This is a genomic window from Nitratireductor alexandrii (genome assembly GCF_004000215.1).
Lineage (GTDB): Bacteria > Pseudomonadota > Alphaproteobacteria > Rhizobiales > Rhizobiaceae > Mangrovimarina > Mangrovimarina alexandrii.
In genome coordinates this window covers 81,342-103,946 of the sequence record NZ_RBVY01000005.1, presented here as the reverse complement: position 1 = coordinate 103,946, position 22,605 = coordinate 81,342, and the positions used below count along the sequence as shown (strand labels likewise).

Here is a 22,605-nt window from a genome sequence, read left to right as displayed (position 1 = left end):
CATCACACTCCGAATTCGACCTCGGTCCTGGTCGCCGGTTCGAGGGTCCGAAGGCAGGCGGTCGCGTCGAGCCCGGCGCCGTCACACTGGGTGGCATCGTTGACGAGGACGCGGCCGATGCCTTCGCAGTCGACGCCGGGCAGGTCGAACTGCCTGACCTTGGTCTTGCCTTGCGGCAGGGCCTTGAAGTCGAGTGTCACCAGCCGGTCGACCAGCCCGTCCTTGTCGAACAGCACGATCTCGAACGCCGCCTTGTCGAGGGCGGCGCCGAGCCGGTTGGCGATCACGAAGGTGAAACGGCAGCCGCCGTCGCCAGGCTCGATCGCGTTGAGCTCGAGTGCGAGCGAGGGGCCCGGCGCGCTCGTTTGAGCGAGGGCCGGGCCGCCCGCGACGGGCGACAGCGCAAGGATCGCGGTCAGAATACGGCTTGCGGTCGTCACCCATCTTCTCATCGTCACCATCCGAACTGCTTGCTGAGGGAAAGTTTGAATGTGCGGCCCTTGGCTGCGTCGTTGTGCAGAAACTCCTTAAACTCGGTGTCGAAAAGATTGTCGACACCGAACTGGGCTTCCCAGCCGGCGAATTGGCCGTCCTGGGGCGTCCAGCTCACGAAAACGTCGTGCACGTCGAAGCTGTCGGCAAAGCGTGTCGAGGTGCCGGTCCAGGTCGCCTGCGAGGCGCGCAGGGCGGGGTCCTGCGGCGCGGCGACCACGCGCGCCTTCCAGCCGAACCTGAGATCGTGCTGCGGCAGCTTGCCGCCGAGCGTGAAGGCCAGCTCGTGCGGGGCGACCGTTGTCAGATAGGCGCCGGTCGTGCGGTCCTTGCCGACGACGTGCGAATAGCCGGCGTTGGCGAACACGAAGTCCGATTCGTAGGCGAGCTCGACCTCGAAACCGTAGATGCGCGCCTTGTCGATATTGACGTAGCCGGGCAGGGCGTTCGGCCCCGGCCGCAGCGCCGGGTTGAGGCTGATCAGATCGGAGATGTCGTTGTAGAAGCCGGTCGTCTTCAACTGCACGCCATCGCCCGGCTGGAAGATGTCGTACCCCGACAGGGCAAAGCCGATCTCGTAATTGTTGGAGGCTTCCTTGTTCAGGTCGAGGCTTGGCAGGAAGGAATTGCGCGAGCCGCCGGTGGAAAACACCTCGTCGAGCGTGGCGAAACGTTCGGTATGGGCGATCGAGCCGAATACGGCGACATGGTCGTTGAAGCGGTAATGGGCGGCGATCTTGGGCGAGACCGCGGTGTCGGTGTCGGAGGCGGTCAGCCCGGTGCTCGTGCCCGGCGACAGACGGTGCCAGTCCAGACGCAGGCCGGGAATGATCGTCAGCCGCTCGTCCCAGACGAATTCGTTCTGCACGAACACGCCCGTCTTCAGGTCGGTGCCCTCGGGATGGAAGTTGATGCCGCCCGGCGTGCCGGCCAGCGTGATCGGCTCGGCGGTGCGGACCTGGTAGGCGGTCTGCCAGCCATAGGTCAAAAAGTTTTCCCAGTTCTCGCCGCGCCACTCGCTGGTGTTTTGCACATTGAACTGCCAGGTCCGGTAGCCGTATTCGGTGTCGCAGAACAAAAGGCTGGTTGCGCAGGTCAGCCCGAATCTCGGGTTGCCGGTCGCGTCGGTCTGGTCGACCCTGGTGTCGGAATAGGAGGCCGAAACCTTCACATCGAGCCAGTCATTGTCGCTGAACGGGTTTTCGTAGGAGACGACACCGGTGCGGTCGACGACATGGCGATCGACCGTGCCGAACAGCGATTCGGTGCCGACCTGGGCATAATCCTGATCGTCGGCATCCGAATCCCATTGCTGGTAGGAGAGCCTAAGCCGGCCTTCCTCGCCGACATTGAACGTGCCCTTGGCAAGACCCGACCAGGCGGAAAAGTCGGAGCTGCGGATTTCGGTGCCGTTGCCGGTTATATAGGGATCGGCGCGGCGGAAATTGCCCGACAGCAGAAATTCAGCATCGGGGCTCATGCGCTGGGCAAACACCACCGAGCCGAGCCAGCCATTGCGGTTGGAATTGAAACCGCCCTTCAGGCGCAGCGCGCCGGTATCGCCGTCGGCGATGAAGTCGGAGGCGTCCTTGGTGACGAAATTGATCACGCCGCCAAGCGCGCCCGAGCCGTAGAGCGTCGAGGAGGCCGGTCCGCGCAGCACCTCGACCTTCTTGTAGAGCTCGGGATCCGAGAAGAACCCGCCCATGCGGTACTGTTCGTAGAATTTGGTCGCGCCATCGACGGTGACGATGATGCGGCCCTCCTCGCCGGCCGATTCGGGCGCGCCGATCCCGCGAATGTTGAAGGTCTGGCCGAACGCGCGATCGGAGCCGGACGTGTTGACGCCGGGGATGCGCTTCAGGACATCGCCGACGGTCGCCGCCTGCTCCTGGTCGATGTCTTCCTGTTCGACGACACTGACGGATTGCGGCGTGTCGATGGCGACTTTTTCGACGCCGGCGCCGAGCACGAGACGCTGCAGCAGCGTCACACGGCCTTTCTTGTCGGCGTCGTTGGTTTGCGCGCCATCCTGCGCATGCGTGGCGCCGGCCGTCGCGATCGCGACGATGGCGGCACTCCCCAAAAGACAAACTACGTTACGAGACACGAGCCCCATCGCCCAACTCCTGATTCCATAGGCTGAGATGCTGGCTGGCCGGGGCTTGCTCGCATGTGATTGTTCTTGCCGGGTTTTAAACCTGAATTTCAAACTCCGGTATTGCGCTTCGTAATTAACCTGACTAAAGGTGTCAAGAAATCAATCGACCGTTTCACGACGCCCAGCCAGCTCTTCGGCAAGCCCGGCGCGCATGGAGGCTTTGTGACGTGAACACCGATCGCGCAGATATCGATCCACCCGGGCACGGGCCCCGCGCCGCCCTTCGATCGGGGCCCGACACCGGCAGGCAAAAACCGCACCCGCGCATCGTCACCAGCGAGGCTCTGTTCGGCGGCGCGCAGGAAATCGCCATCGAACACGGCGACGCCCTCTACCGGTTGAAGATCACCCGCCAGGGCAAACTCATTCTCAACAAATAGGGGCGGGCCATGAACTCCAGCACGACGATGAACGACGGCACGAAAACGGCCCCGGCCGATATCCGGCGGATGCGGATCGACAACCCCAAGCTGCGCGAGCGCGATCTGGCCGAGCAGTTGGCGATCACCGAAGCCGAACTGATCGCGGCCCATTGCGGCCACGGCGCACGCCGTATCGATGCCGATCTCGACAGGCTTCTGGCCGGTCTCGGCGCGCTCGGCGAGGTTATGGCGCTGACGCGCAACCAAAGCGCGGTGCACGAAAAGATCGGTCCCTACGACAAGCCGGTGCCCGGCAAGCATGCGGCTATGCTCTTGGGCAAGGAGATCGATCTGCGGCTGTTTCCGCGCCATTTCGTCCACGGTTTCGCAGTCGAAAAGCGCGACGGATCCGAGGTGCGGCGCAGCCTGCAATTCTTCGACGCTCACGGCGACGCCGTGCACAAGATCCATCTGCGTGCGGCCTCCGACGTCAACGCCTACGAGGCGTTGGTTGCGACCCTTTCGTCCGCCGATCAGAGCGACACGGTCGCGGTCGAGCCGCAGCCCGCCGCCGGTGCAGCCGAGCCGGCTTCCGATCCGGTCGATACGGATGCGCTGCGCACGCGCTGGGCGGACATGCGCGACGTGCATCAATTCGTCGGCATTCTGCGCGACATGAAGCTGACCCGCCGGCGCGCCGTCGAACTGGTCGGTCGGGACTTCGCCTGTCGGCTCGGCAATGAGGCCGTGGCGGCGATGATGCACGAGGCGGCGCGCACCGCGCTGCCGATCATGTGTTTCGTCGGCAGTCGCGGCTGCATCCAGATCCATTCCGGGCCGATCCGGACGCTGAAGCCGATGGGACCGTGGCTCAACGTCATGGACCCGGGCTTTCATCTGCATTTGCGCACCGACCGCATCTGCGATGTTTGGGCGGTGAAAAAGCCGACCAAGGACGGTCACGTCACCTCGATCGAGGCCTATGACGCCGCGGGAAGCCTGATCATCCAGTTTTTCGGCCAGCGCGAGGAAGGGACCGAGGAGCGCGGCGAATGGCGCTCGCTGGTCGCCGGGCTTCCCGTCCATGCCCAGTCCACCGCCGCGTGAGGAGAAGCCCATGACAATCCGGATTTCGCGCCGCAGCCTGTTGCGTGCCGGCGCCTGCCTGCTGACCGCCGCGCTGACCCTGGCCCCGCTGGTCGCGCCGCCGCCCGGCGGGCGGGCGCAGGCTTCCGAAACCGCCGCGCTGGCCGGGGCCGAGCGGCTGGTGTCGATCGGCGGTTCGGTCACGGAAATCATTTACGAGCTCGGCGAGCAGGGCCGGCTGGTGGCGCGCGATTCGACCGGGCAATATCCGCCGGCGGCCACCAGCCTTCCCGATGTCGGTTATATGCGGCGCCTGTCGCCCGAAGGGGTGCTGTCGGTCGATCCCGACGCGATCCTGGCCCTTGAGGGCAGCGGCCCCCCCGAGGCGATCGAGGTGCTCGAAAAAGCGCGTGTGCCGATGGTGATGGTGCCCGAGCGTTTCGACGGCGAGGGGATTTTGGCCAAAATCCGCAGCATCGGCGCGGCGCTCGGCGTCGAGGACAAGGCCGCGGCCTTGGCCGACAAAGTGGGCGGCGAACTGGAATCCGCACGGCAATTGACCGCCGACATCGCGCCGCGCAGGCGGGTGCTGTTCGTGCTCAGCCTGCAGGGCGGCAAGATCCTCGCCGCCGGCGCCGATACGGCCGCAAGCGGCATCGTCGCGCTCGCCGGTGCCGAAAACGCGGTCTCGGGCTTCGAGGGCTACAAGCAATTGACCGACGAGGCTGTGATCGAGGCGCAGCCCGATGTCGTCTTGATGATGGCGCGCGGCGACGATCTCGAGATTTCGGAGCAGGAGCTGTTCGCGCATCCGGCGATCGCCCAGACGCCGGCGGGGAGCAACCGGCAGATTGTGCGCATGGACGGGCTTTATCTGCTCGGCTTCGGACCGCGCACCGCCGCGGCCGCGCGCGATCTGGCCCAGCGCCTTTACGGCGACCGTGTCTCCGACTGACGGGATGGCGATGTCTCAGCCGACCGCTGCCATGCCTGCGGGCGTGCAGGAAGAACACGGCGCGGGCGACCGTTCGTCGCGCGCGCGGCTTGCGCTTGGCGTGCTGAGCGTTCTCCTGGCCGCGACCGTGGTCGCCAGCCTGGGTTATGGCGCCTCGGATGCCTCGATCTGGGGCGTGGCCGCCGATCTTGTCGCGCGCGCCGGCGGCGGCGAGGCCACAATGTCGCTGCGCGACCAGGTGATCGTTTACGACATTCGCCTACCGCGCACGATCCTGGGGCTTTTGATCGGGGCCGCGCTCGCCGTCTCGGGCGCGGTGATGCAGGGCCTGTTCCGCAACCCGCTGGCCGATCCGGGCCTGGTCGGCGTGTCCGCCGGGGCGAGCCTGGGCGCGGTGTCGGTGATCGTTCTGGGGGGCTCGGCGCTGGCGCCGCTGGTGGCGGTGTTCGGCCTCTACGCGCTGCCGGCGGCCGCGTTTGCCGGCGGGCTGGTGGTGACGTTGTCGCTCTACCGCATCTCGACGCGCAGCGGCCGGACCTCGGTCGCGACCATGCTGTTGGCGGGCATCGCGCTCGGCGCCCTGGCGATGGCGTTTACCGGCGTGCTGATCTTCATGGCCGACGACCGGCAATTGCGCGATCTCACCTTCTGGACCCTGGGATCGCTCGCCGGGGCGACCTGGGCCAAGATCGCCGCAGCCGGCCCGGTGATCGTGCTGGCGCTGGCCGCCACGCCCTTCGTCGCGCGCGGGCTCAACGCATTGGCGCTCGGCGAAGCGACGGCCCATCATCTGGGCGTGCCCGTGCAGCGGCTGAAAAACGTCTCGATCGTCGGCGTGGCCGCCGCGGTGGGCGCGTCTGTCGCCGTTTCCGGCGGGATCGGTTTCGTCGGCATCGTGGTGCCGCATCTGCTCAGGCTTCTGATCGGGCCGGACAATCGCTACCTGCTGCCGGCCTCCGCACTGTTGGGCGCGAGCCTGCTGCTTGTGGCCGACGCCGTCAGCCGCACCATCGTCGCGCCGGCCGAACTGCCGATCGGGATCGTGACGGCGGCCGTCGGCGCGCCGTTCTTTTTGTGGATCCTGTTGCGCCGGCGCGGGCTCCTCGACCTGTAAAACGCAAATCCATGGACGGTGGGCGATGATCAAGGCACGCAAAGTTTCGGTTTCGATCGGCCGCAAGCGAATCGTTTCCGGCGCCGATCTCGAGGCCCCGGCGGGCACGCTGGTGGCGATCGTCGGTCCGAACGGATCGGGCAAGACCACCTTGTTGCGGGCGCTGTCGGCCGATCTTGCCTATGAGGGCGAGATCGCCATCAACGGGGTCGACCTGGCCGGGCTGAAACCCCACCAGCTCGCCGGCATGCGGGCCGTGCTGCCGCAGGCGACGGCGCTGTCGTTTCCCTTCACCGTGCGCGAGGTGGTGGGGCTGGGACTGTCGGGCGGCCGATCCGGCGCGCTCGCCGGCGAGGCGCAGCGCCTGCCGGAACGGGCGCTGGCCAGGGTCGACCTCGACGGGTTCGCCGGCCGTTTTTACCAGGAGCTTTCGGGCGGCGAGCAGCAGCGCGTCCAGCTCGCGCGTGTGTTGTGCCAGGTCTGGGCGCCGGTGCTGGAGGGGCGGCCGCGCTTTCTGTTTCTCGACGAGCCGGTGTCCAGCCTCGACATCAAGCACCAGCTCGTCATCATGCGCATCGCGCGCGATTTTGCGACACGCGGCGGCGGGGTGATCGCCATCCTGCACGACCTCAACCTGGCCGCGATGTTCGCCGACCGGATCGTCGTCATGCATCGCGGGCGCGTCGCGGCAACGGGCACGCCGCAGGAGGTGCTGAGCGACGGCTTGATGTCGCGCGTGTTCGAATGCGCCTTGCGGGTCGGCGTGCCGCCGCAGGCCGGGCAGCCTTACATCCTGCCGCACGCCGCCTCGCTGTGACTGCTTTTCGGCTTGGTGCCGGTGCGGCCGGTCGCGCCTTACCGGCCGGCCGGGCGCGTCGACCCGTTTTCGGTCAGCGCAGGCGAAGGTCGGTCAGTTGACGGCGGCGCGGGGCTCGGGCAGGGCGATGCCGAGCCGCACCTGCATGGCGGGGCTGTCATTGACCAGGTCGGCGATGCTGTGACGGCCCAGAACCTCGAAAAACGCGCCGAGCGCCTCGCGCAGGGCGCTGTTGAGGGCGCAGGACTCGATCAGCGGACAGTCGGCCGTGTCGTTTTCGAAACACTCGGCCATGGCGAAGCTTTCCTCGGTGACGCGCACGACGTCGAACAAGGTGATCTCCTCGGCCGGCCTGGCGAGCTTGACGCCGCCCTTGCGGCCCCGCACCGTGGTGACGAGCTTGTGTTCGACCAGCGGCTGCAGGATCTTGAACAGAAACAGTTCCGACACCGAATAGGCGGCGGCGATCTCGGGGATGCGGCTGAGCTGGCCGTCATTGGCCGCGCAATACATCAGGATGCGCACGGCGTAGTTGGTCTGACGGGTTAGCCTCATGGTCGTCCTCTTCGGCAAAGCCGCTGACACACGGCTTGTACCGTCTTGTTTAGAAGGATTCCAAATCGGACGCTAGGCCAAAGCCGAAAATACCTGAATTTTTATGTCCAGTATTGTGCCGGCGCAGCCGGTGTCAGCCCTGCCGCGCCTTCACCGCCCGTTCGAGCGCCTTGAGGCCGCCGAGAAACACGTCGTCGCGCACGAAGGGACCCCATTTGTCCGTCTGGCCGTCGCCCGCGCGGAACTCGGCCGTCCACACGGCAAAGGTGCGATCGCCGTCGGTCACCGGTTCGAAGCGGAGCACGGAGACATAGTCGACAAAGGGCAGGGGGCCGCCCACCATGTCGTAGGTGATCGTGTGGTCGACCGAGGAGGCGGCGAGCAGCGTTTCGCGCACGCGTCCGGAGCCGTCCTTGAGGGCGAAATTGCGCACGCAGCCGATTTCGTTGTTGGCCTTGCCCTCTTCGATATGGCTCTCGGCGGCGGCCGGGTGCCAGGCGGGCAGGCCGTTGAAATCGGACGCCAGCGCCCAGACGGCGTCGATCGGCGCGTCGATGACGGTTGAGGTGCGGACCTTGATCATCGTCTTCCTCCCGGCGTGCCGCCTCAGCGGTCGAACGCGATTGCCTTGAACCGGCGCGTCTGCTCGGCCAGCGCGGTTTCCACCGGCAGCCGCTCCATCGAACTGGCACCGTAGAACCCGTGACAGAACTGGGTTTTGCCGAGCACGTACTGGGCGTCGTCCGGCATGGCGATCGGGCCGCCGTGGCACAGCACGATGACGTCGTCGCGCACGGCGCGCGCGGCCGCGGCGATGGCGTCGATCTCGGCCACGCAGGCGTCGAGCGACTTGGCCGAGGTCGCGCCGATCGAGCCGCCGGTGGTCACGCCCATATGAGCAACGATGATGTCGGCGCCGGCTCTGGTCATGGCGTCGGCCTCGTCGGGATTGAACACGTAGGGCGTGGTCAGGAGGTCGAGCGCGGCCGCCTGGGCGATCATGTCGACCTCAAGCCCGTACCCCATGCCGGTTTCCTCGAAACTCTGCCGCATGACGCCGTCGAACAGGCCGACAGTGGGGAAATTCTGCACTCCGGAAAAGCCCATCGCGCGCAGTTCGGCCAGAAACTGCGGCATCAGCACGAAAGGATCGGTGCCGTTGACGCCGGCCAGAACCGGGGTCTTCTTGACCACCGGCAGCACCTCGACCGCCATCTCCTTGACGATCTCGTTGGCGTTGCCGTAGGCGAGCAGCCCGGCCGCCGAGCCGCGCCCGGCCATGCGGTAGCGGCCGGAATTATAGATGATGATCAGGTCGATGCCGCCGTCCTCCTCGCCCTTGGCCGACAGGCCGGTGCCGGCGCCGCCGCCGACGATGGGAATGCGGCGGTCGACCATGTCGTGCAGGCGTTGAAGAATCTGGCGGCGGGGAATGGCTGGCATCATTTGCCCTTCTTGGCGGTGATTTCGCGATAGGCCTCGGCGAGCGCGGCGGCGAAGGCGGGGTCGTTGATATGCAGCGGCAGGCGCTGCAGCCGGCGGTCCTGCGTCCATTCGACGGTGTCTTCGAGCGTGTCGAACAAAACCGCGTCGGCGTTCGGATCGAAGAACGGGCCGCCCTCGATGTCGAGCGCGGAGACGCCCTTTTCCGGGATCAGGATGCGGACAGGGCCCCGACAGGCATTGAGCTTGTCGCCGATCCAGGCGCCGATGCGCCGGCATTCGTCCTTTGTGGTGCGCATCAGCGTGACGTTGGGGTTGTGTTCGTAGAAGGTGCGGCCTTCGAACGCGGCCGGCACGGTGTCGGGCGCCCAGAAATTGACCATGTCGAGCGCGCCGAGCGAGCCGACATAAGGCAGTCCGGTTTTCGCCACCACGTCGAGCCGGTCGTCGCGGGCCGGCAGCACCCCGCCGACCAACAGGTCGCAGATCTCCGTGGTGGTGACGTCGAGCATGCCTTCCAGCATGCCGGAGGCGGCAAGCGTTTCCATCGTGCGCCCGCCGGTGCCGGTGGCATGGAAGACCAGGCAATCGTGTGTCGATTTCAGCGCCTCGACGACGGCGGTCACACAGGCGGTGGTAACGCCGAACATGGTCAGCCCGACGGCGGGCCGGTCGTCCGCGGGTGCTGCCGGCTGCGTGGCCATCGCGGCAATCGCCCTGGCGGCGTTGTCGAGGATGACGCGGCTGATGCGGTTGAGGCCGGCCATGTCGGTGATCGACGGCATCATGATGATGTCGGACACGTCGACATAGGGCGCCACGTCGCCCGAGGCCAGCGTGGAGACCATGAGCTTGGGCAGGCCGATCGGCAGCGCGCGCATGCCCGCCGTCACCATCACCGTGCCGCCGCCGCCGCCGATGCCGATCATGCCGGCCATGTCGGTGCGGGTGGTCACGAAGGCGCAAAACGCGTCCGTCATGGCGGCAACGGCACTGCCGCGGTCCGCCGCGGCCAGCGCCTGCCGCGTCGCGCCGCCGCCATGGGCGGCCACCTCGGAGGCAGGCACGAAATCGGCGCCTGCGAAGGCCGATCCATCGGCCGCGGCGCCGGTTCCGATATCCACCACGGTCACGGCCGCACCGCAGTCCGCGATCCGCGCGGCGAGATAGGCCAGTTCGGCACCCTTGGTGTCGGCCGTGCCGACGACGTAAACCCGCTTCATGACTGTTTGGCCGTGATCGTTGCGCACGGATGACGTGCCGGTTGCCTAAATTCTGAGACACGAGTATCGTAGTGACATGAATATCTCAAATCAAGCCGCGAATCCTGCCGCCGAACCGGAAAAAGGTCCGCGGGCGAGGACGCGGCGGCTGATGATCGAAACCGCGGTGCGGATGATGCAGGCCGGCATCGTGCCCTCCGTCGCCGAGGTGGCGGAGGAGGCGGAAGTTTCGCGCGCCACCGCCTATCGGTATTTTCCCAGCCAGGCCGCCCTGGTCGGCACGGTGGTCGACCGGGCGCTCGGTCCGATCCTCGACTGGCGTTGCGAGGCGAGCGATCCCGTCGAGCGCGTCCGCGACCTGTTTGCGTCGTCATGGCCGCGCATGGACGAGTTCGAGGCCACGTTCCGGGCCGCGCTGAAACTCGCGCTCGACCAGCGCGAGCCGTCGCAGGCCGGCCAGCCGGACGACGAGACCCGTTTTCGCCGCGGCCACAGGGTTGCCTTGCTGCGCGACGCGCTGAGCCCGCTGGCGGGCGCACTGCCCGAAGCCGAGTTCGACCGCCTCGCCAAGGCGCTGTCGCTGGTTTTCGGCGTCGAGGCCTTCGTGGTGCTCAAGGATATCTGGGGCTGCGACGCCGACGAGACGGCCCGTATCGTGGCCTGGACGGCCGAGGCGCTGCTGCGCGCGGCGACAGCGGGCGACATAAAGGCGGCGGAGTCGACTGACTTGGCATAACTGGTCTTACCAAAGACGGGTGTTTTCGGCGTTTCGGTCCGCGTTGCAGCGGGAAGCAGCGGCAACACTGTGATGAATGGCCAGTATAGAGGCGTTATAAGGCGCTGATTTTCAAAACGGTTTAGAGCCGTGCCGAAAAGGGGAAAAAGAAGCTTGACCGCCCCCGTCAATTGGTACTACCAGTTTTAAGGAGCAACGCCCGCCGCAGCGCTTTGGCTGCTGGCGGATCGTTGGCGACTATGCCGGCATGTGGAGGTTGCCGGCAAAGGGCGACGCCGCAGCCGGGCATGACGCAATGGGTCTGCGACGGCAGCGACGCTTGAGACGGCGCAACAGGGAGGAGCAAGATCATGCGAAGAAAAATCGCCGGCATTGTCGCCGGTATAGGCCTGACGCTTGCCAGCGGCACGTCGGCACTGGCGCAGGAACTGACCATATTCTGGGCGGAGTGGGATCCGGCCAACTATCTGCAGGAACTGGTCAACGAATACGAGGCCGAGACCGGCGTTCGGGTCACGGTCGAGACGACGCCATGGTCTGACTTCCAGACCAAGGCCTTCACCGAGTTCAATGCGCGCGGCGATGCCTACGATCTGGTCGTGGGCGATTCACAATGGCTCGGCGCGGGCTCGACCGGCGGCCACTATGTCGACCTGACCGACTTCTTCAAAGAGCACAATCTCGGCGAGGTGATGGCCCCGGCGACGGTGAAGTATTATGCCGAATATCCCGGCAACAGCGGCAAATACTGGGCGATCCCGCTCGAAGGCGACGCTGTCGGCTGGTCCTATCGTACGGACTGGTTCGAGGATCCCAAGGAGATGGAGGCGTTCAAGGCCAAATACGGCTACGATCTCGCGCCGCCGAAGGACTGGAAGCAGCTTCGCGACATCGCCGAGTTCTTCCATCGCCCCGACGAAAAGCGCTACGGCGTGGCGATCTATACCGACAATTCCTACGACGCACTGGTGATGGGCGTGGAAAACGCCATCTTCAGCTTCGGCGGGGAACTCGGCAATTACGAGACCTACGAGGTTGAAGGCTACATCAATTCCGACAAGGCCGTCGCCGCGCTGGAAGCCTACAAGGAGCTCTACCAGTTCACGCCTCCGGGCTGGGCGAAGACCTTCTTCGTGGAAAACAACCAGGCCATCACCGAGGGTCTGGCGGCGATGAGCATGAACTATTTCGCCTTCTTCCCGGCGCTGCTGAACGAGGCTACCAATCCGCACGCCAAGAATACCGGCTTCTTCGCCAATCCGGCCGGGCCGGACGGCGACCAGTTCGCCGCGCTTGGCGGGCAGGGGATCTCCATCGTGTCCTATTCCCAGAACAAGGAAGAGGCGATGAAGTTCCTGGAGTGGTTCATCCGTGACGACGTGCAGAAGCGCTGGGCGGAACTGGGTGGCTATACCTGCCACGCCAAGACGCTGGAATCGGAGGAGTTCCGCAACGCCACGCCCTATAACGAGGCCTTCTACCAGACGATGTTCAAGGTGAAGGACTTCTGGGCGGTGCCGGAATTCGCCGAGCTGCTGCAGCAGATCAACCAGCGCATCTACCCCTATATCGTTGGCGGCGAAGGCACCGCCAAGGAAGCGCTCGACGCGCTGGCGGTGGACTGGACCGAGACCTTCAAGAAATACGACCGGCTCCAATAGCCGACAAGGCGGAAGGGGCCTTGGCCCCTTCCGCCGCCCATCAAGGTCCGCTTTCGAGGATCGCGGGGTCCGGTGCGACCGGGCGTGCCTCGCAAACGGACGCCATGAAGGCAATCGTTTCACGGTCAATGGGGCCAGACCGTAGATCGCGGCGAAACGTCCTGTTTCGCCGGCGACCGCGCCGGCCCGCTGTGATCAAGCTCTCAGGGGAGGAGCGTCTTGACGACCGACGTCATAACCAGGCTGGACCCGCAATCGCATGCGGCCAAGCGCGGGCTGAGCGATCTTTCGATCCGCAATCTGTTCATCATTCCGACGATCCTGTTCCTGATCGTCTTCAACATCTTTCCGCTGCTGTATTCGCTCTATTATTCCTTCACCGATTTCCGCGCCTCGACCAATGCGCCGGCCAATTTCATCGGCCTGCAGAATTATCGCGAGCTGTTGAACGACCCGTTCATCTGGAACAATTTCGTCATCACCGCCAAATACGTCATCGTCTCGGTCGCCGGCCAGGTGGTCGTCGGCTTCGGCGTGGCGCTGCTGCTCAACCGCGACATCCCCTATAAGGGCCTGATCACCACGCTGCTGCTTTTGCCGATGATGCTGTCGATGGCGGTGGTCGGCCTGTTCTGGAAGCTGCTTTACGACCCGTCCTTCGGCATCATCAACTACGCGCTCGGGCTCGGCACGTTCGAGTGGCTCGCCAATCCCGACATGGCGCTCTATGCCGTGGCGATTACCGATATCTGGATGTGGTCGCCCTTCGTCATGCTGTTGTCGCTGGCCGGGCTGTCGGCGGTGCCGAAGCATCTTTACGAGGCGGCGGCGATCGACCGGGCCGGGTCGCTCTACACCTTCTTTCGCATCACCCTGCCGCTGGTGGCGCCGATCCTGATGATCGCGATCATCTTTCGCACCATGGAAGCGTTCAAGACCTTCGACCTCGCCTACATCCTGACCAGCCAGCCGACGACGGAGGTGCTGTCGATCCGGCTCTACAAGATGGCGTTCCAGGAATGGCAGACGGGGCGCTCCTGCGCGCTCGCCTACATCATGCTGATCGTGGTGGTGGCGATCACCAATATCTACGTCAAATATCTGAACAAGGTGAAGGAGCGCTAGAATGGCTGCAGTCCGCACCCCGGCCGAACGCACGCTCAATCGCCTGGCGATCGTCAGCGTCCTTCTGGTGACGCTGATCTTCCTGGCCCCGATCTACTGGATCACGGCGACGGCGTTCAAGCCGCGCAACCTGGCCACCACCGTGCCGCCCACGGTGATGTTCGAGCCGGAAGTGTCGCCGTTCGTGAAACTCTTCCTGCGGCGCTCGCAACTGCGCGAGGCGCCGAGCGAGGAGCAATACGCCGCGGCCCCCTGGTGGGAGCAACTGGTGTTCGACGGCGGCGAAAAGGTGGTGCGCTCGGGAACCGGCGAGGTGCGCTGGTCGGCCTATCCGGACCGCTTCATGAATTCGCTGATTATCGCCGTGTCCTCCACCGTGCTTGCGGTCGGCATGGGCACGCTGACGGCATACGGGTTTTCCCGCTTCAAGGTGGCGGGCGAACAGGACTGGCTGTTCTTCATCCTGTCGACGCGCATGCTGCCGCCGGTGGTCGTCGCGATTCCGATGTTCCTGATGTACCGGGTGTTCGGGCTGACCGACACCCATGTCGGGCTGATCATCCTCTATACCGCCTTCAATATGTCGTTTTCGGTCTGGCTGATGAAAGGGTTCATCGACGAGATCCCACGCGAATACGAGGAGGCGGCGCTGGTCGACGGCTATACGCGGCTGCAGGCCTTCTTCAAGGTGGTGCTGCCGGAGGCGGCCACCGGCATCGCGGCCACGGCGGTGTTCTGTTTCATCATCGCCTGGAACGAATACGCCTTCGCGCTGATCATGACCAATCGCCGGGCGCAGACCGCACCCCCCTTCATCCCCAGCCAGATCGGCTCGGGCCTGCCGGACTGGACCGTGATCGCGGCCGGCACGGTGCTGTTCCTGCTGCCGGTCGCCATCTTTACCTTCCTGCTTCGCAATCACCTGCTGCGCGGCATGTCCTTCGGAGCGATCCGCAAATGAGATTTCGCGAGATCAACCAGAAATTTTTGCAGCCGGCCTCGCAGACGGTGATGATCCTGGGCATGGTGGCCTTGTGCCAGCCCTGGAGCCTGTTTCTACACCGCTACGGGCTGACCATCATCATCGTCGGGCTGATCGGCTTCATCATCACGACCCATATCGGCCCCGGCGAGGCGGACGCCGAGGAGGCGGATGCCGAGCGGGTATTCGATGTTTCCGACCATCGCGAGGGCAAGGCATGACCCAGATCGAACTTCGCGGGGTGCAGAAATTCTTTGGCGAGGTGCAGGTCATCAAGGACTTGAACCTCGACATCGAGAGCGGCGAATTCATCGTGCTTCTGGGCCAGTCGGGTTGCGGCAAGACGACGACGCTGCGCGCCATCGCCGGGCTGGAAACGATCGACGAGGGCGATATCCTGATCGACGGCAAGGTCGTGCAGGACATCAAGGCGGCGCATCGCGACATCGCCTTCGTGTTCCAGTCGTTCTCGCTCTATCCGCATATGACGGTGTTCGAAAACATCGCCTTTCCGCTGCGGGCGATGGGCCATGACCGCGCCGGGATCGAGCGCGAGGTCCAAAGCGTGGCCAAGGTGCTGCGCATCACCGAACTGCTGTCGAAACGGCCCTCGGCGCTGTCGGGCGGCGACATGCAGCGCGTGGCGATCGGGCGCGCGCTGGTGCGCCGGCCGAAGGCGATCCTGATGGACGAACCGATCGGCGCGCTCGACGCCAAGCTGCGCGAGGAGATGCGCGCCGAGATCAAGCGGCTGCACCTGGAGCAGGGCTCGACCACCATCTACGTCACCCACGACCAGATCGAGGCGATGGCGCTCGCCGACCGGATCGTGATCATGCACGAGGGCATTCTGCAGCAGGTCGGCAGCCCGCAGGAGGTCTATTCCCGGCCGGCCAACCTGTTCGTCGCGCAATTCGTCGGCAGCCCGGTGATGAACGTCACCGACATCCGGGTTGCGGACGCCGATGGCGGTGCGGAAGTGGTGCCGCCGGGGTCGCAAAAGGGTTTCGCCTTTCCCGGCACGCTGTTGTCGCATCTTCAATCGGCGCGGGCCGGCGCGGACGGCCTCAAGCTGGGCATCCGGCCGGAGGGGATCGACGTTTCGCTCGAGCCGCGCGACGGCTACCTGCCGCTGGAGGCGCATCTGATCGAGCCGTTGGGATCGCACGACATCGTCGATCTCCAAGTCGGCGACGACTATTTGCGCGCCCGCACCCGCAGCGGCTTCGTCGGCGGCCCGGGCCGGCAGGTCTTTGCCCGTATCGACCCGGCCCAGGCGCATTTCTTCGACGCCGCCTCGGGCAACTCGCTGGGCGTGCAGCTGTGAGGGCGCGCCGCCGCCTTTCCGCCGCGCCCGCCAGCGCCGCCGCACGCCAGGACGGATAACACGCATGGCCCATATCCAGCTCAAGAACATCAGCAAGAAATTCGGTAGCCACACGGCGCTGAAGAATCTCGACGTGGAGATCGCCGACGGCGAATTTTTCGTGCTGCTCGGCGAAACCGGTGCCGGCAAGACGACCACGCTGCGCGTGATCGCCGGCCTGGAGGCGCCGACGACGGGTGAGGTGCTCATCGACGGCGAACGGGTGAACGATTGGGGCCCGGCCGAGCGCGATGTCGCGCTGGTTTTGCAGCAATATTCGCTTTATCCGCGCTATACCGTGCGCGAAAATCTCGAATTTCCGCTGAAATCGAAGATTCGCGCCACGCCGCGCGCCGAAATCGACGAAAAAGTGGCCCGAGTCGCCAAGGTTTTGCGGATCGAACACCTGCTCGAGCGCAAGACGGACCGCCTGTCCGGCGGCGAGATGCAGCGCGTGTCGATCGGGCGCGCCATCGTGCGCGAGCCGCGCGTTTTCTTGATGGACGAACCGCTGTCGGCGCTCGACGCCAAGCTGCGCGAGGCGCTGCGCACGCAGTTGAAGAACCTGCAGATGAATCTCGGCGCGACCTTCCTGTTCGTCACCCATGACCAGGTCGAGGCGATGTCGATGGGCGACAAGATCGGCGTGCTCAACGAGGGACGCCTGGTCCAGATCGGCACGCCGCAGGAAATCTATTCCCGCCCGCGCAACACGTTCGTCGCCCGCGCGGTCGGCTCGCCGCCGATGAACCTGCTCGACGGCAAGGTGGAGGATGGCGGCGCGGCGCTGTCGCGGGCCGGCCAGACGCTGCCGCTCGCCGGCACGCTCAACGGCTCGGTCGCCGGCCGCGACCTGACCTTCGGCATTCGCCCCGAGGATGTGCGGCTCGACGCCGATGCGCCGGGCCAAGCCACGATCCACGACATCGAGGATCATGGCGTGGAAAAGATCCTGACCCTGCATGCCGGCGCGTCGGTGCTCAGGGCGACGGTCTCGGCCCAGACCAAGGTCGCCTATGACGAGCAGGTGCGGTTTGCCTGGGACCCCGAGAAAGTCCACTTCTTCGACCGGGTCTCCGGTCTCAGCCTGCGCCACGCCTCGTAGGACTTCGCGCGCCGCGGCGGGCTGCGGAGCTCGTTGCCAGCGGCCGGCGAAAAGGTGCGTCTCACGCGCGCGGAAAGCGGGCCCGGTAGCGCGGCTCGGCGTCCGGGTTGCAGAAATTGACCGGCAGCTCGCCGGCCAGGATGCGCAGGCTCTCCTCCACCGCGCCAAGGCCCATGCGGGCCATGCTTTCCTCGGTGATGCCGGCCATGTGCGGCGTCAGCACCACGTTGTCGAGCGCCAGGAGCGGATGGTCGGCGGGCAGGGGCTGGGTGTCGAAGACGTCGAGCGCCGCACCGCCGATCCGGTCGTTTCGCAGCGCCTCCACCAGCGCGGCCTCGTCGATCACCGGTCCGCGCGCGACGTTGACGAGGATGGTCTCGCGCTTCATGCGCGCAAGGCGCCGGGCGTCGATCAGCCCGCGCGTTTCGTCCGTCAGCGGACAGCACAGCACCACAATATCGCTTTCGGCCACCAGCGCGTCGATTTCGCGATAGGGAATGGTGTCGGGAACGGAGCGCGGATTGCGGCTGTTGGCGATCACGTCGAGGCCGAAGCCCCGGGTGGCGATCTCGCCGACGGTGCGGCCGATATTGCCCATGCCGACAATGCCGATCGTGCGGCCGGAAAGCTCGTTGGTGACAACGGCATGGGCGCGACCGGCGAGCCAGCCCTTGGTGCGCAGGTCGCGGTCGACCAGGCGGAAGCGGCGCAACAGCGCCATGGCGGCAAACAGCACATGTTCGGCCACGGTGCGGGCGTTGACGCCCGGCACGTTGGCGACCAGTACGCCGGCGGCCGTCGCCGCCTCGACCGGGATCATGTCGAGCCCGGCACCGTGGCGCACCGCCGCGCGCAGCCTGGTTGCCCGTTCGAACAGGTGCGCCGGCAGCGGCGTGCGCACGATGACGATTTCGGCCGCCTCGGCCTCGCGGACGAGCGTCTCGGCGTCGAGCGCGGAGGCGACCGCCAGCCGGGCCTGCCCCTCCAGCTTGGCCTCGGCCTGCGGGTGAAGCGGGTGGGTGGACAGGACGAGCGGGGTTTTGTCAGACATTCTCAAGCTGCGGATCGGGGTTGGCCGGTCCCGAACCGTCCACCGTCGTGCCGCGCTCGATCAAGCCCTTCCAGTAGCTTTCCGCGCCCTGAAGATGCGCGCTCATCAGCGCCTGGGCCAGATTGCCGTCGCGGCGCACCAGCGCATCGAAGATCTGCAGATGCTCGGCATGGGATTTCCGGCCCCGCTCGGGATCGCTGAAATAGACCGGCAGCCTGGCTTCGCCCATCACGTAATAGACGCTGCACACACGGTAAAACACGCTGTTCTTGGTCGCGCGGACGATCTCGAGATGGAAGTCGCGATCTTCCTTGTTGAGCGATTCGCCCGCCGCCAGCCGCTTTTCGGAGCGGTCGAGCACGGCGCGCAGCGCCTGATAGTTTTCTTCCGTGGCACGCTCGCAGGCGAGTTCGGAGGCCTTGATCTCGTGGATCTTGCGCAGTTCCACCGCCTCGTAGATCTGCACCGGGTCGAGCGGCAGCCCGGCGCGCGCAAACAGCGCCAGCGCTTCCACGCTCGCCCGGCTCTGGGTCAGGTAGATGCCGGATTTGGCGCGCCGCTCCACGATCTGCATGGCTTCGAGAATGGCGAGCGCCTCGCGGATCTGGCCGCGGCTGACGCAAAAGTGCTCGGCGAGCTCACGCTCGGAGGGCGTGCGCGCGCTCTGCTTGTCGGTATGGGCAAACAGGTAGGCGGCCAGGTCGGCGAGCAGGCTTTTTTCAGTCATTCCATTCAGTCCACCGCGTATTTTCTCACATAGTCCTCCGAGATGGTAAAACCGAGACCGGGTCGGTCCGGAACATCGATCATGCCGTCTTGCACGGAAATCGTCTCCTCGACGAGGTCGTGTATCATCGGATTGGCGCCAAGCGAATATTCGATGATGAAGCTTGCCGGGGATGCGGCACATAGATGCAGGCCGGCGAAGAAGCACGGTGCGCCGGCCCACAGATGCGGGGCGAGACGCAAATTGAAGCTGGAGGCGATCGCGGCGATCTTCCATCCCTCGCTGATGCCGCCGCAAAAGCCGAGATCGGGCTGGAAGATGTCCGCGGCGCGCAGGACCGCGAGATCGCGAAAGGCGAACCGCGTCGCCTCGCTCTCGCCGGCGGCGATCGGGATCGAGCAGGCCGCGCGTATCTCGGCCATGCCGGGCTTGTCGTCGGCGATCACCGGTTCCTCGAACCAGGCGACGTCCTGATCCGCGACCAGGGCGGCGAAACGCTTGGCGTCGCCGACATTGAAGGTGCCGTGCGCGTCGACCATGATGTCGACGCCGGGGCCAAGCGCTTCACGTGCGGCGCGCACGCGCGCGGCCGAGACGTGCGGCGGGCCGTCGATCGCGCCGACGCGCATCTTTACCGCGCGGAATCCGCCTTTTTCGATATAGGACGAAAGCTGCTCGCCGATCGTGTCGACGCCGGCCCAGCCGCCCGATGCATAGGCGGGCAGCCTGTCGGCCTTGCGTCCGCCCAGAAGCCGCCAAACCGGCGCGCCCAGATGCTTGCCCAAAATGTCCCACAGCGCGATGTCGATGGCGCTGATGGCGGCCAGCGTGTGGCCGCGCCGGGCCAGTTGCGGCATGGCGTGGCCGGCGCGCGCGGCGGTCTGGTGACGCACGCCGTTATACAGCGTTTCCCAGATCACGCCCGGCTCGCGCGGGTCGCGGCCGATCAGCGCCGGCGCGACCTCGCGGTTGATCAAATGGACCAGGGCGGCATATTCGCCGGCGCTGCCGGCGGCGTTCTTGCCTTCGCCCCAGCCGACGATCCCGCACTCGGTTTCCACCCGAACGATGGCGGCATCGAATGTCGCGATCTGTCCGAAATCGCTTCGATGCTGGTTTTTCCTTTCGATGGGAACGCGCACCCACCAAGCTTCAATACGCGCTATACGCATCTTGTTCCCCGTGCCGTTCCCGCAGTCGCGGCGGGAACGGCCGAATCCGTCCCGATCCTAGCGGATCAGGGGCAGGATGGTTTCCGCCGTGATGCGCATCTGGTCGGCATAAAATGCCTCCGTCAGCACGCTCGATCCGTGATCCTGGATGAATTTGAGCTGTTCGGGCGGGATGTCGCTCGGATTGCGGTCGACCATGTCGGGATAGATCGCCGCCGGCGTCCGGTCGACGGGCGCAACGAACTCGTTGGTCAGTGCGCCGTCATAGCCGATCTCCTTCAGCGTGGCGACGATCTTGGCCCAGTCGAGATGGCCGAGCCCGGCCGCGAAACGGTTGTTGTCGGCGACGTGGAAGTCGAACAGCCGGTCGCCGGCAAGCCTGATCGCGTCATAGATGTCGGCTTCCTCGATGTTGAGATGGAAGGCGTCGAGGCAGACCCCGCATTCGGGGCTGACCGCGTCGGCGAGCGCCAAGGCCTGGGCGCAGCGGTTGAACAGATAGGTCTCGAACCGGTTCAGCGGCTCGACGGCGACGCGAACCCCCTTCTTCTGCGCATGTTCGAAACACTCCTTGGTCGATTCGACCACCCATTGCCACTCCTCTTCCTCCGTGGCGTCGGGGACCACCTTGCCGACGGTGCAGGGCACCAGGGTGATCATTTCGCCCTCAAGCTCGTTGACCATGGTGATCACGCTCTTGACGTAGTCGACCGAGGCGGCGCGCTGGGCGGGGTCCTTGGCGGCGAGATTGCGTTCGCCGAGCGTCAGCGTCACCGCGCCCCAGCAGCGGATGCCATGCTCCTTGAGCAGGGCGCGCGTCTCCTTGGTGTCGTACTGGGTGGGTTCACCGGAAATCTCGATCGATTCGTAGCCGAACTTCTTGATCCGGGCGAGCGTGCGCTCGAGCGGCTCGGCGCGCATCCAGTTGTGCGTCGAAAGGTGCATGGTCCGTCCTTCTCCAAAATCGCTTGCGAGCGCCGCCGCCACGGGCGCACGCTCTCCTCCCTCGAAACGGCCTGACTGGCAAACTGGTTGGACCAGTCTGGCGTTGGTGTTTTTCTAGCGGATTTCCAAACCGGTCGCAAGCATGTGCGGCAGTGAGTCTGATTTTTGGTCTAAATCTATGAAAAACATGGATTAAAAAAAAGATTATGCGCCTTGTGGCGCAAAATCGCCTTGTGGCGCATGGCTTGACCCTGACGGAAAATTTGGTAATACCAAAAATGCGAGCGGGGTAATGTCCAGTCGCGATCGCGGGTCTCCCGGACACGGCGCGACTGGACACTTGCTCCCCCCGGGAGGAGGGCGCGCCAAACGGTGCGGGGAGCATGGCGATGCTGCCCGCTTCGGGTGCGGTCCCGGTACGACCACGCCGACCAGGCAAGCCCAAGAGGGAGGAGACCATGCCGACGACAATGAAGGGCCCGGCGATTTTTCTCGCGCAGTTCGCCGGCGACGACGCGCCGTTCAATTCGCTGCCGGCGATCGCCAAATGGGCCGCCGGCCTTGGCTACAAAGGCGTTCAGATCCCGACCTGGGACGGACGTCTGTTCGATCTCAAGAAGGCGGCAAGCTCGAAGGATTATTGCGACGAGGTCAAGGGCGTCTGCGCGGAAGCCGGCGTCGAGGTGACGGAGCTTTCGACGCATTTGCAGGGCCAGCTCGTCGCCGTGCATCCAGCCTATGACAGCGCGTTCGACGCGTTCGCGCCGGCCGACGTGCACAACAACCCTAAAGCGCGCCAGAAATGGGCCGCCGACCAGGTGACGATGGCGGCCAAGGCCTCGCGCAATCTCGGTCTAGACGTGTCGGTGTCGTTTACCGGCGCGCTCGCCTTTCCCTATCTCTATCCCTGGCCGCAACGCCCGGCCGGGCTGATCGAAGAGGCGTTCGCGGAACTCGGCCGGCGCTGGAAACCGATCCTCGACGCCTACGAAGAAAACGGCGTTTATCTCGGCTACGAGATCCATCCGGGCGAGGACGTGTTCGACGGCGCGACCTTCGAGATGTTTTTGGACGCGGTCGGCGGCCACAAGCGCTGCGCCATCAACTACGATCCGTCGCATTTCCTGCTGCAGCAGCTCGACTATCTCGCCTTCATCGACATCTATCACGAGCATATCAGGGCCTTCCACGTGAAGGATGCCGAGTTCAATCCGACCGGGCGCCAGGGTGTCTATTCGGGTTATCAGGGCTGGGTCGAGCGGGCCGGGCGGTTCCGTTCGCTGGGCGACGGCCAGGTCGATTTCGCCGGCATCTTCTCCAAGCTTGCGCAATATGATTACGCCTCCTGGGCGGTGCTGGAATGGGAGTGCTGCCTGAAGCATCCCGAGGACGGGGCGGCCGAGGGGGCGCCGTTCATCGAGCAGCACATCATCCGGGTGACCGAGCGGGCCTTCGACGATTTCGCCGGCGGCGAGGTCGACGAGGCGGCGCTGAAGAAGATGATGGGGATCGAATAGGGAGGGCCGT

The 22,605-nt window shown here is 65.4% G+C and carries 23 protein-coding genes; 13 read left to right on the top strand and 10 right to left on the bottom strand.

Going from position 1 to position 22,605, the window contains the following annotated elements; all coding sequences use genetic code 11:
- Positions 1-2: 2 nt before the first annotated feature.
- Together EP380_RS12705 and EP380_RS12700 are read right to left on the bottom strand one after the other, a co-directional pair.
- The gene (locus EP380_RS12705) at positions 3-452 is read right to left on the bottom strand and encodes a hypothetical protein (protein WP_127598884.1); all 450 of its coding nucleotides are present in this window, start codon (positions 450-452) and stop codon (positions 3-5) included.
- A 2-nt stretch (positions 453-454) separates the two neighbouring features.
- Positions 455-2,611 carry a TonB-dependent receptor domain-containing protein gene (locus EP380_RS12700; RefSeq protein WP_127598883.1) on the bottom strand — a complete coding sequence of 719 codons (2,157 nt, stop codon included), beginning with the start codon at positions 2,609-2,611 and terminating at the stop codon, positions 455-457.
- 230 nt (positions 2,612-2,841) lie between these two features.
- Between EP380_RS12700 and hemP the strand changes: the two genes are divergently transcribed.
- The 5 genes from hemP to EP380_RS12675 are packed head-to-tail and all read left to right on the top strand — an operon-like array spanning position 2,842 to position 6,987.
- Positions 2,842-3,033, top strand: a complete 192-nt coding sequence (hemP, locus tag EP380_RS12695) for a hemin uptake protein HemP (RefSeq protein WP_164749856.1) — start codon at positions 2,842-2,844, stop codon at positions 3,031-3,033.
- 27 nt (positions 3,034-3,060) lie between these two features.
- Positions 3,061-4,122, top strand: a complete 1,062-nt coding sequence (locus EP380_RS12690; RefSeq protein WP_127599103.1) for a hemin-degrading factor — start codon at positions 3,061-3,063, stop codon at positions 4,120-4,122.
- Positions 4,123-4,132: 10 nt separating this feature from the next.
- Positions 4,133-5,056 (top strand): heme/hemin ABC transporter substrate-binding protein, encoded by a 924-nt coding sequence (locus EP380_RS12685; protein WP_127598882.1) that lies wholly within the window; start codon positions 4,133-4,135, stop codon positions 5,054-5,056.
- Between the two features lie 4 nt (positions 5,057-5,060).
- On the top strand, positions 5,061-6,170 hold the full coding sequence (locus EP380_RS12680; protein ID WP_127598881.1) for a FecCD family ABC transporter permease: 1,110 nt from the start codon (positions 5,061-5,063) through the stop codon (positions 6,168-6,170).
- Positions 6,171-6,195: 25 nt separating this feature from the next.
- Positions 6,196-6,987 carry a heme ABC transporter ATP-binding protein gene (locus EP380_RS12675; protein WP_127598880.1) on the top strand — a complete coding sequence of 264 codons (792 nt, stop codon included), beginning with the start codon at positions 6,196-6,198 and terminating at the stop codon, positions 6,985-6,987.
- A 93-nt stretch (positions 6,988-7,080) separates the two neighbouring features.
- On the opposite strand, the gene rirA is transcribed toward EP380_RS12675, so the two are convergent.
- The 4 genes from rirA to EP380_RS12655 all read right to left on the bottom strand — a co-directional run bounded on the left by rirA (position 7,081) and on the right by EP380_RS12655 (position 10,208).
- Positions 7,081-7,542, bottom strand: coding sequence for an iron-responsive transcriptional regulator RirA (gene rirA / locus EP380_RS12670; RefSeq protein ID WP_106571742.1), 462 nt, complete (start codon positions 7,540-7,542; stop codon positions 7,081-7,083).
- Between the two features lie 133 nt (positions 7,543-7,675).
- On the bottom strand, positions 7,676-8,125 hold the full coding sequence (locus EP380_RS12665) for an SRPBCC family protein (protein WP_127598879.1): 450 nt from the start codon (positions 8,123-8,125) through the stop codon (positions 7,676-7,678).
- 23 nt (positions 8,126-8,148) lie between these two features.
- Positions 8,149-8,985 (bottom strand): phosphoenolpyruvate hydrolase family protein, encoded by an 837-nt coding sequence (locus EP380_RS12660; RefSeq protein ID WP_127599102.1) that lies wholly within the window; start codon positions 8,983-8,985, stop codon positions 8,149-8,151.
- The gene (locus tag EP380_RS12655; protein WP_106571745.1) at positions 8,985-10,208 is read right to left on the bottom strand and encodes a Tm-1-like ATP-binding domain-containing protein; all 1,224 of its coding nucleotides are present in this window, start codon (positions 10,206-10,208) and stop codon (positions 8,985-8,987) included. Before EP380_RS12655 ends, EP380_RS12660 begins: the two co-directional genes overlap by 1 nt.
- A gap of 76 nt (positions 10,209-10,284) precedes the next feature.
- On the opposite strand from EP380_RS12655, the gene EP380_RS12650 reads away from it, so the two are divergent.
- From EP380_RS12650 to EP380_RS12620, 7 genes are all read left to right on the top strand, one after another.
- Complete coding sequence (locus EP380_RS12650) at positions 10,285-10,944, top strand: TetR family transcriptional regulator (RefSeq protein ID WP_127598878.1); 660 nt, start codon at positions 10,285-10,287, stop codon at positions 10,942-10,944.
- Positions 10,945-11,294: 350 nt separating this feature from the next.
- The gene (locus EP380_RS12645; RefSeq protein ID WP_106571747.1) at positions 11,295-12,605 is read left to right on the top strand and encodes an ABC transporter substrate-binding protein; all 1,311 of its coding nucleotides are present in this window, start codon (positions 11,295-11,297) and stop codon (positions 12,603-12,605) included.
- A gap of 219 nt (positions 12,606-12,824) precedes the next feature.
- Positions 12,825-13,730 carry a carbohydrate ABC transporter permease gene (locus tag EP380_RS12640; RefSeq protein WP_106571748.1) on the top strand — a complete coding sequence of 302 codons (906 nt, stop codon included), beginning with the start codon at positions 12,825-12,827 and terminating at the stop codon, positions 13,728-13,730.
- Between the two features lies 1 nt (position 13,731).
- Positions 13,732-14,691, top strand: a complete 960-nt coding sequence (locus tag EP380_RS12635; RefSeq protein ID WP_127598877.1) for a carbohydrate ABC transporter permease — start codon at positions 13,732-13,734, stop codon at positions 14,689-14,691.
- The gene (locus EP380_RS12630; RefSeq protein WP_106571750.1) at positions 14,688-14,933 is read left to right on the top strand and encodes a hypothetical protein; all 246 of its coding nucleotides are present in this window, start codon (positions 14,688-14,690) and stop codon (positions 14,931-14,933) included. The genes EP380_RS12635 and EP380_RS12630 overlap by 4 nt, the downstream gene beginning before the upstream one ends.
- Complete coding sequence (locus EP380_RS12625) at positions 14,930-16,039, top strand: ABC transporter ATP-binding protein (protein WP_127598876.1); 1,110 nt, start codon at positions 14,930-14,932, stop codon at positions 16,037-16,039. The genes EP380_RS12630 and EP380_RS12625 overlap by 4 nt, the downstream gene beginning before the upstream one ends.
- A 64-nt stretch (positions 16,040-16,103) precedes the next feature.
- Positions 16,104-17,183, top strand: a complete 1,080-nt coding sequence (locus tag EP380_RS12620; RefSeq protein WP_127598875.1) for an ABC transporter ATP-binding protein — start codon at positions 16,104-16,106, stop codon at positions 17,181-17,183.
- 61 nt (positions 17,184-17,244) lie between these two features.
- On the opposite strand, the gene EP380_RS12615 is transcribed toward EP380_RS12620, so the two are convergent.
- Genes EP380_RS12615 through EP380_RS12600 form a run of 4 tightly spaced genes read right to left on the bottom strand, consistent with a single transcriptional unit; the run spans position 17,245 to position 21,078 of the window.
- Positions 17,245-18,234, bottom strand: a complete 990-nt coding sequence (locus tag EP380_RS12615) for an NAD(P)-dependent oxidoreductase (protein ID WP_127598874.1) — start codon at positions 18,232-18,234, stop codon at positions 17,245-17,247.
- Complete coding sequence (locus tag EP380_RS12610) at positions 18,227-18,961, bottom strand: FadR/GntR family transcriptional regulator (RefSeq protein ID WP_106571754.1); 735 nt, start codon at positions 18,959-18,961, stop codon at positions 18,227-18,229. The genes EP380_RS12615 and EP380_RS12610 overlap by 8 nt, the downstream gene beginning before the upstream one ends.
- A gap of 5 nt (positions 18,962-18,966) precedes the next feature.
- Positions 18,967-20,133 carry a mandelate racemase/muconate lactonizing enzyme family protein gene (locus tag EP380_RS12605; protein WP_106571755.1) on the bottom strand — a complete coding sequence of 389 codons (1,167 nt, stop codon included), beginning with the start codon at positions 20,131-20,133 and terminating at the stop codon, positions 18,967-18,969.
- 57 nt (positions 20,134-20,190) lie between these two features.
- The gene (locus EP380_RS12600) at positions 20,191-21,078 is read right to left on the bottom strand and encodes a sugar phosphate isomerase/epimerase family protein (RefSeq protein ID WP_106571756.1); all 888 of its coding nucleotides are present in this window, start codon (positions 21,076-21,078) and stop codon (positions 20,191-20,193) included.
- A 458-nt stretch (positions 21,079-21,536) separates the two neighbouring features.
- On the opposite strand from EP380_RS12600, the gene EP380_RS12595 reads away from it, so the two are divergent.
- On the top strand, positions 21,537-22,595 hold the full coding sequence (locus EP380_RS12595; RefSeq protein ID WP_127598873.1) for a sugar phosphate isomerase/epimerase family protein: 1,059 nt from the start codon (positions 21,537-21,539) through the stop codon (positions 22,593-22,595).
- Positions 22,596-22,605: the final 10 nt, after the last annotated feature.